General features: G+C 58.9%; 5 protein-coding genes. 3 read left to right on the top strand and 2 right to left on the bottom strand.

What is annotated here, in order from left to right; translation table 11 throughout:
- On the top strand, window positions 1–2,530 hold a 2,530-nt coding region (locus IBX51_RS08935; RefSeq protein ID WP_291830816.1), incomplete at its 5' end, for a mechanosensitive ion channel domain-containing protein.
- Between the two features lie 238 nt (window positions 2,531–2,768).
- Window positions 2,769–3,443, top strand: a complete 675-nt coding sequence (locus tag IBX51_RS08930) for a spermidine synthase (RefSeq protein ID WP_291830815.1) — start codon at window positions 2,769–2,771, stop codon at window positions 3,441–3,443.
- Window positions 3,444–3,517: 74 nt separating this feature from the next.
- Here IBX51_RS08930 and IBX51_RS08925 read toward each other — a convergent pair whose 3' ends face one another.
- Window positions 3,518–4,177: an alpha/beta fold hydrolase gene (locus tag IBX51_RS08925; RefSeq protein WP_291830814.1), complete on the bottom strand. Its 660-nt coding sequence runs from the start codon at window positions 4,175–4,177 to the stop codon at window positions 3,518–3,520.
- Between the two features lie 57 nt (window positions 4,178–4,234).
- Window positions 4,235–5,266 (bottom strand): hypothetical protein, encoded by a 1,032-nt coding sequence (locus IBX51_RS08920; protein WP_291830812.1) that lies wholly within the window; start codon window positions 5,264–5,266, stop codon window positions 4,235–4,237.
- Between the two features lie 289 nt (window positions 5,267–5,555).
- Between IBX51_RS08920 and IBX51_RS08915 the strand changes: the two genes are divergently transcribed.
- A complete protein-coding gene (locus IBX51_RS08915) occupies window positions 5,556–7,400 on the top strand; it encodes a sensor domain-containing diguanylate cyclase (protein WP_291830810.1) in 1,845 nt (614 codons plus the stop codon).
- Window positions 7,401–7,402: the final 2 nt, after the last annotated feature.

Raw genomic sequence — 7,402 nt, 5'->3', positions numbered from 1 at the left:
GCCTGAAGAAGCACGGCCTGCGGTCCAGCCCGAACTGGCAGCCGAGACCCCGGGGCCGCCCCAAATCCAGCTTCCTGATGCCGGCACGGCGGATATCCGCCAACAGATCCAGGCCCTGAGAGACTCTCTGGAACAACGCCTGGTTGCGGTTGAATCGACCCGCGACCGCCTGTCCTACGCGGAATCACTGCTCAACCGGCTTCAAGATGAGTACAGCAGTTTCCAGCTTCGCCTGGAAAAAGCCGGCCTCAACCTGACCGGCAATTACGCCAATCTTCTTCAGCAGCGGCTTGAACGGCTCCAACGGCAAGGCATTGCGGAGGATCTGATTCGTGATATTGAAAACCAGTTATCGACAGCGCGCGAAGAGCAACTTCGACTGGAAGAGTTCGAGGCCATTATCGATCCCGGCGACGATGCCCGCGACCAGCTAAGAAGTCAGAGAGCGGTCCTGATCCGCCAGCTGCACAAGGCGGTCACCGAACACATCCAGGCGTTGAACGAATATTTCAACACCGTATCCGCCTTGAAGGAACGCGTAGAGGCCTACAAGCTTCTGTTGCAACAGCGCCTGTTCTGGCTGCCCAGTGCGCCGGTGGCAGGCGCAGACACTCTCACAGAACTGGTCACCGCGGCAGCCTGGCTTGCCGGACAGCTTCGTCTTGATTCGCTTAACTCCGCGATTACTGAGTCGGTCAAGAAACGTGGCGGGGCCGTCGCGGTTCTCATGGCCCTTTTGGCGCTGCTGCTCACCAAACGACGAGCCATCAAACGCAATCTCAGGGCGAACAATCAGTATGTCGGGAATGTTGGCCATGATCGCATCAAGCATACGCTGTATGCGTTCGCCAACAGCGTGTTGCTGGCACTGCCCGGTGTGCTGGTATTTGCCATCGCGGCACTTTTGCTGAGGGAGGGCAATGACTTTTTCTCCGCTCTGGCCAATGGCCTGACCATTGCGGCCGTTGTCATCCTGCTGCTGGCAGTCATTCATAACGTGGCCCGCGAGGGCGGATTGGGAGACACCCATTTCCACTGGCACATCGACTCACTGCGCGCCCTTCGCCGGGAACTGCCATTTCTACTGGCGGTTATTATCCCGATCACCGTGATCATGCCGACCACCGCAACACCGGAGGGTTCCGAGTTTGTGAACAGTCTAGGGCGCTTGCTGTTCACCGCCGTATCGATCGCGCTTTCGACGTTCGCCCATCGCATCATGAGCGCGGTCCGGGCCGACCGGCCAGAGCGCAAGCGTCTGCTGGTCCTGCATGTCCTGGCCGTTGCCACGCCTCTGGTACTGGTGGTGGCATCGCTACTCGGATATCACTACACCGCTCTGGAACTGGAGCGGAACCTGTTCATCAGCATTTGCTGGATAGCTTTCAACGTCATGCTGTACTACATGGGGCTCCGGGCACTTTCCGTCAGGGAGCGCCGGCTCACTCTGGCGCGGCTGCGCGAGCGCCGGGAGGCGGAACGCAAGCTCGCCGAAACCAGGGAAGCCGCAGAACCCTCGGGTGAAACGGTACCGAAAATACTGGACATGCCGGAAATGGATCTCAAGGACATCAATCAGCAGAGTACCGCGCTGTTGCGCATCCTGACTTCCGTGCTGGTCATTAGCGGTCTCTGGCTGCTCTGGGCCAGCCTGATTCCGGCTCTACAACTGTTCGATAACGTCACACTCTGGACCATCGCCACCAACCTTGACGGCGGCGAACCGCTGCCCATCACCCTCGGTGACCTGTTGCTGGCGCTGTTCGTCGGCATTGGTACCGTGCTGGCGGTCCGAAACCTGCCCGGCACCCTGGAGGTCATGTTGCTCAGCCGGGTAAAGCTTGAGCCCGGTACCGGCTATGCCATTACCACCCTCACTACCTATACTCTGGTATTCATCGGCGTGGTGGTCTTTCTTGGAGTGATCGGGGTGCAGTGGTCCAAACTGCAGTGGCTGGTGGCAGCACTCGGGGTTGGTCTGGGCTTTGGCCTTCAGGAAATCGTTGCCAACTTTGTGTCCGGCATCATTCTGCTGTTCGAGCGCCCGATCCGGGTGGGTGATACGGTCACCATCGGCGGCATTACCGGGACGGTCTCACGTATCCGCATTCGCGCCACCACTCTGGTTGACTGGGACCGCAAGGAGCAGATTATTCCCAACAAGACCTTTGTGACCCAGGACCTGACCAACTGGACACTGACGGATTCGATCACCCGCGTCATACTGCAAGTCGGCGTTGCCTACGGCTCCGATTTGGATCGGGTGCAGGAGCTGCTTACCGAGGTAGCTCAGAACAATGAGCGGGTCGTGGATGATCCGGCGCCGGCGGTATTCTGCGTCGGGCTGGGCGAGAGCCGCGTTGACTTCGAGCTGCGGGTGTTTGTAAAAGATCCGCTGGACATCATGCCCTTGTCGCACGAGATCAACACCGCCATTACGCGCACCCTGCGCGAGGCCGGCATCGAGATCCCCTTCCCTCAGCGGGATATTCACCTACGTGACCAGGACGTGCCTCCTCACGCCTCATAAATCATCTTGCGCACCATGGCGCCATAGGCTTCGGTGTCCGGTTCTGACTACAGTGCCCGAGTGGAGGCTGTGTTTGAGCAGGCAACCAAACGAGGCTCTCCTGTGCGGTAGGCTCTGAATAAATACTGCCGTTTGCTGCTACCTGCAATCTAACAGCTATTCTTCAAGGGGGATTTGGCTGAAAACAACGGCATCGTCGGGTTAGAATGCGGCCTGACCCCACCATCCGGAACCCCACATGGCCCGCTTCGATGAAATTGGCACCGCAACCATTCCCGGTAACGGCACCCGGCTGCGCCTGCTGCAACGAAATGACGAATTCTCCATCAAGATCGCCGGCGCCCCGGGTGAGTTGATGAACAGCCGCTTGCACGGCTCGGAAGATGCACTGGCCACCCTCGCCTGCGAGCGTATCGCTGACCTGCCCGAGCCCCGGGTATTGATCGGCGGGCTGGGCATGGGCTTTACCCTGGCGGCGGCGCTGTCTTCTCTCGGCGATACCGCACAGGTAACGGTGGCGGAACTGGTGCCGGAGGTTGAAGACTGGAATCGCGGGCCCTTGGGCGCCGCCTCCGGCTACCCGTTGAACGATGCCAGGGCCCGAGTGCACATCGGTGATGTGGCGGAACTGCTCAAAGAGGGTGACGGCAACTGGGACGCCATCCTGCTGGATGTTGACAACGGCCCAGAGGGGCTTACTCGCAAAGAAAACAACTGGATCTATTCACCGGAAGGCATCGCCGCTGCCCAGAAATCCCTGAGCCCGAACGGCATCTTGGCATACTGGTCCGCGGGTCCGGAGCATGCCTTTACCGAGCGGCTTCGCCGCGCAGGCTTCTCCGTGGAACCGGTCGTTGTTCGTGCCCTGCGCCCCGGCAAGGGCGCAAGACACACCATCTGGCTGGCCTGGTAACTCTTGGTGCTCATTTTGGGGTCAGACCCGTGGACATTTCATCTCATCAAATGTCTTTGGGTCTGACCCCAAAATCAGTTCAGGCAGCGGGTGAGGAAGTCGTTGAGGTGGTGCACTTCTTCCAGGCACAGGCTGTGTTCCATGCCGTAGCTCTGGTACTCGGGCTGATAGCCCTGGGCTTTCAGAGTTTCCACCGCCTGCTGGCCGAGGGCTTCGGGAACGATGGGGTCATAGCTGCCGTGGGCCACAAATACCGGTAGGGTCTCATTGGCGGTGGAGCGCTGGATGGAGCCGGCGGTGGCGTAGTAGGTGGACAGCGCAAACAGGCCGCCCAGGCGTTCGGGGTAGCTCAAGGCCAGTTCGTAAGCGACCGCGCCGCCCTGTGAAAACCCGCCAATGATGATGTTTTCCGGGCGAAGGCCCTGCTCGCGTTGCTGCTCGATCAGTTGGGCAACGGCGTCAGAAGAAGCCCGCAACTGGAGCTCATCCACTTTGCGATCGATGTCCATGGCCAGGATATCGTACCAGGCGGGCATGCGCATGCCACCGTTGATGGTGACGGGCAGCTCCGGTGCGTGCGGGAAGATAAAGCGCACCGCCCGCTCCTGGGCGAAGGCCAGTTCCGGCACCACCGGTTCGAAATCGTGACCACTGGCACCAAGGCCGTGTAGCCAGATAACGGCAATCTCCGGGCTGGGTCCGGTTTCAATGATCAGACTTTCAAGCGACGACATTCAGAACTCCCACAGCGAATTGTGGCGCCAGCATAACAGAGCGGTATCGCCCCGGCATCACAGCAGCCGGGACCGGCGCGCCGGCACAAACCACAGGCAGATCCGGCCCAACCAGCGCAGCAACAGCAAAATCGGCAGCAGGATAATAAACCAGCCCGGCACCTGCACCATCCAGGGCGGAACGCCCAGAACCTTGGCAGCCCCGGCAAACAGATCGTTCAGTACCACCGGATGCCGCACCGCCACATAGGCCAGGGCCGCCACCGCCGGCCAGCGGGCATGGCTGACCATCACCGAGGCCATACGCCCGGCCTTGGCCAGGCGGGAGGTATAGGCAGCTGAGCGCGCGGTGACGGTCGACGCCCGCGCGGTGGTTGCCGCCGCCCGGCCCGCTTTCAGAAACTTCACGGCACTGCCGATGACAATGGCATCCACGGCCGCCCAGCCGACATCACGGGCTCGAACCGGCTGATCGGTGCGGTAACGGGATTCGAGGGTGCGGATGCCGCTGGTAAAGAACTGGGTGATACCTTCGGTGACACGCTCCGTCCAGATCCACTCAATGCTGCCATCCGGCCCCACCAGAAACTGCCCGGTGAAGTCATGGCCTTCTTTGTTGGCAAAGTTGATGGCGGACCAGGCGCGCTCTTCCGGGCTAAGGGTCTGGCGGGTGCCCGCCACCCGGTTCATCATCTCGATCGATCCGACCGGGTTCTGGTAAAAGTGCATCACCGGTGGAATCAGGTATTCGCCGTGGGCACGGAGCGCCTCCTGAAACTCCGCTTCTTCACCAAACAGCTCCATCAGCAGGCGGGTATGCTCCGGGAACACCTGAAGTGCAGCCTGAGCTTTCAGCAACAGCAGAACATCCTCTCGATAATCCAGCAGCAGCGCCTGCACCGGCAGCGGTTCGGCCAGTAAATCTGAGCGAGCACCAAATGCCTCTTGTGCATGCAGGCGCACCAACCGCTCTTCCACCGGCTGAGGCTGGGAGCGCGCCGCCACCAGCACCGCCACCAGCAGGGCAATAACCGCCAGCCAGAGTACGCTCCGGCGGCGATGGGTTCTGAACAGCGCGGGCTCTGTCATCGAGTACTCCTGCAGCCTGAAAGCCTCTAGTCTACACGGAATGCCTCCACCAGCGGCGGTATTCCCGGGAACAGGCCGAGGTTGTTCAGCGGCATTGCTAGCAACCAGCCGAACACCGGCGGCCAATATCACCACCTCGCCACTGGTGGCAGCTATGGCTGACACCAGGTCTGGGGCACGATTGGAAAGGGCCGGTTCTCGTTACACAAAAGAGCTCCCAGCAGATTCATTGTTTGCAAAAACCGGATATTATTAACCAACATCTTATGTATTTTAGTGACCGCTTTTGATGGACATTCAGGAACAAGAAAGAAGAATCATCACCAGGGCCATCGTTGCGGTTGTTCTGACGGGCATCGTCATCGCCGTTGTCATTGCAACGCCTCTGATTAACCAGATGCATACCCGGGCGGCACTCGACGCGGTCAGCGTGGCAGACGCAAAAACCAAGAACATCCAGGCTATTTTTGATTTACACCAGGATCTTGCCAAACAGACCGCCAGCCGCTCTGAACTGGCCAGAGTTCTGGGTGAATACGCCCGGGGCCAGCTGAACGTTGATGCAGTTCAAGACTTCTCCATCCCGCGCCTTGAAGACTCGGCACGCCTTATCGACAATCTGGCAGCACTGATACGCTACGACGCCGATGGCAACGAAATCGCCCGCGTGGGCCCTATGGCCAGCGCGCTGCCCGATACGATTCCGGTTCCCCGTCAATTGGATATACAAATTTACGATTTCGCCGACAGCCGCTCCGCCACACCCTTAATGCACACCATTAGCACCATCCAGGTGGATGGAGAAATGGTAGGAACAGACCTGCTTCTTTTCTCCTTGAGCTCAATGACAAGCGTTTTCGAGGCTCAGTCACACACTCAGATGTGTCTGATTAACGCCGACCGAACCCGACGGATTGAATTCGAGCCATTGACCAAAACCTTTGACATCAGGCCCGCCGACACCTGCCTGGCAGACAAAGCAGGCGTATCGACCGACCAACCAGAAGCCTTTTTCCGTTCGGCACTGGATGATGGCACTCGCGTTCTCGCCTTCATGCGCCCGCTCCAAGGCTATGAATGGCAGTTGCACATGTACTCCGAAATCACCCGGGTGTTTGGGAATGTCACCCGAGACATCGCTGTCAGTATTCTGGCCATTCTGTTGTTATCGGCTCTCGCAGGCTTGCTGGTCTGGCGCGCTCTGCGGCCCGTCGTTCAGGCGATGGTGGAGCAGGCGTCACAGATCGCACGCTCTACTGAAGAACTGCAACTGGCTTATCAGGTTTTCGAACACACGCATGAGTCAATCGTCATTTGCGATCTCTCGTTTAATATTATCCGCGCCAATCCTGCCTTTGCCGACATCGCGGGCATGACATCAAAGGCTCTCAAGCGAAAAAACCTGCGGGACTTTCTGGACACCGCCCAGCAACGCCATCAAATACCCGAAGATGTCCATAAACAGCTCATTGCAGAGAACGCCTGGCAAGGAGAGGTCTGGTTGAAAATGCCAGACCAAAGCACCTTTCCAAATCTGCTAACGCTGTCGCCGGTCCGCAATAATGAAGGCCAGCTCAGCCAACTGGTGCTGACGTTTAGCGACATTACCGAACGCGTCAAAGCCGAAAAGCAAATGCTCCGACTCGCTCACTACGACAAGTTGACGGGACTGCCTAATCGGGCCGCGCTTGAGACCCACCTTGAGCAGGCTATTGAGCAAGCTCGGCAAGCCAACAGTCAATTCGCACTGATGTTTCTCGATCTCGACAAATTCAAACCGGTAAATGACACTTACGGCCATCAAGTCGGGGACGAGCTGCTCAGAATGGTTGCAAAGAGGCTCAAGCACTGCATCCGAAGCAGCGATGTAGTGGGCCGCCGTGGTGGTGACGAGTTTGTGGTCATTACCGGGCCCATATACGGCGACGACAATGCTCGCCCGGTAGCAGAAAAAATAGTCGCGGTTCTGAACGATGTGTTCCACACCCACAACCACAATATCCAGATTGGTGTCTCGGTGGGCGTTGCTGTTTTCCCGAACAATGGGGTAACCGCCGACGACCTGTTAAAAGCCGCCGACGGCGCCATGTATCGGGTAAAAGCCGGTGGCCGCAACGCGGTGGCTTACGCCTGAGG

The sequence above is a fragment of the Marinobacter sp. genome, assembly GCF_014859525.1.
GTDB lineage: Bacteria > Pseudomonadota > Gammaproteobacteria > Pseudomonadales > Oleiphilaceae > Marinobacter.
Note: the sequence above shows the minus strand (reverse complement) of the source record. Positions and strands in the feature narration are given on the sequence as shown.

Bases quoted from the DNA above. Each gene is read 5' to 3' on its own strand.
- IBX51_RS08925 (WP_291830814.1), bottom strand. From the start codon at position 4,177: ATGTCGTCGCTTGAAAGTCTGATCATTGAAACCGGACCCAGCCCGGAG.
- IBX51_RS08930 (WP_291830815.1), top strand. From the start codon at position 2,769: ATGGCCCGCTTCGATGAAATTGGCACCGCAACCATTCCCGGTAACGGC.
- IBX51_RS08920 (WP_291830812.1), bottom strand. From the start codon at position 5,266: ATGACAGAGCCCGCGCTGTTCAGAACCCATCGCCGCCGGAGCGTACTC.
- IBX51_RS08915 (WP_291830810.1), top strand. From the start codon at position 5,556: ATGGACATTCAGGAACAAGAAAGAAGAATCATCACCAGGGCCATCGTT.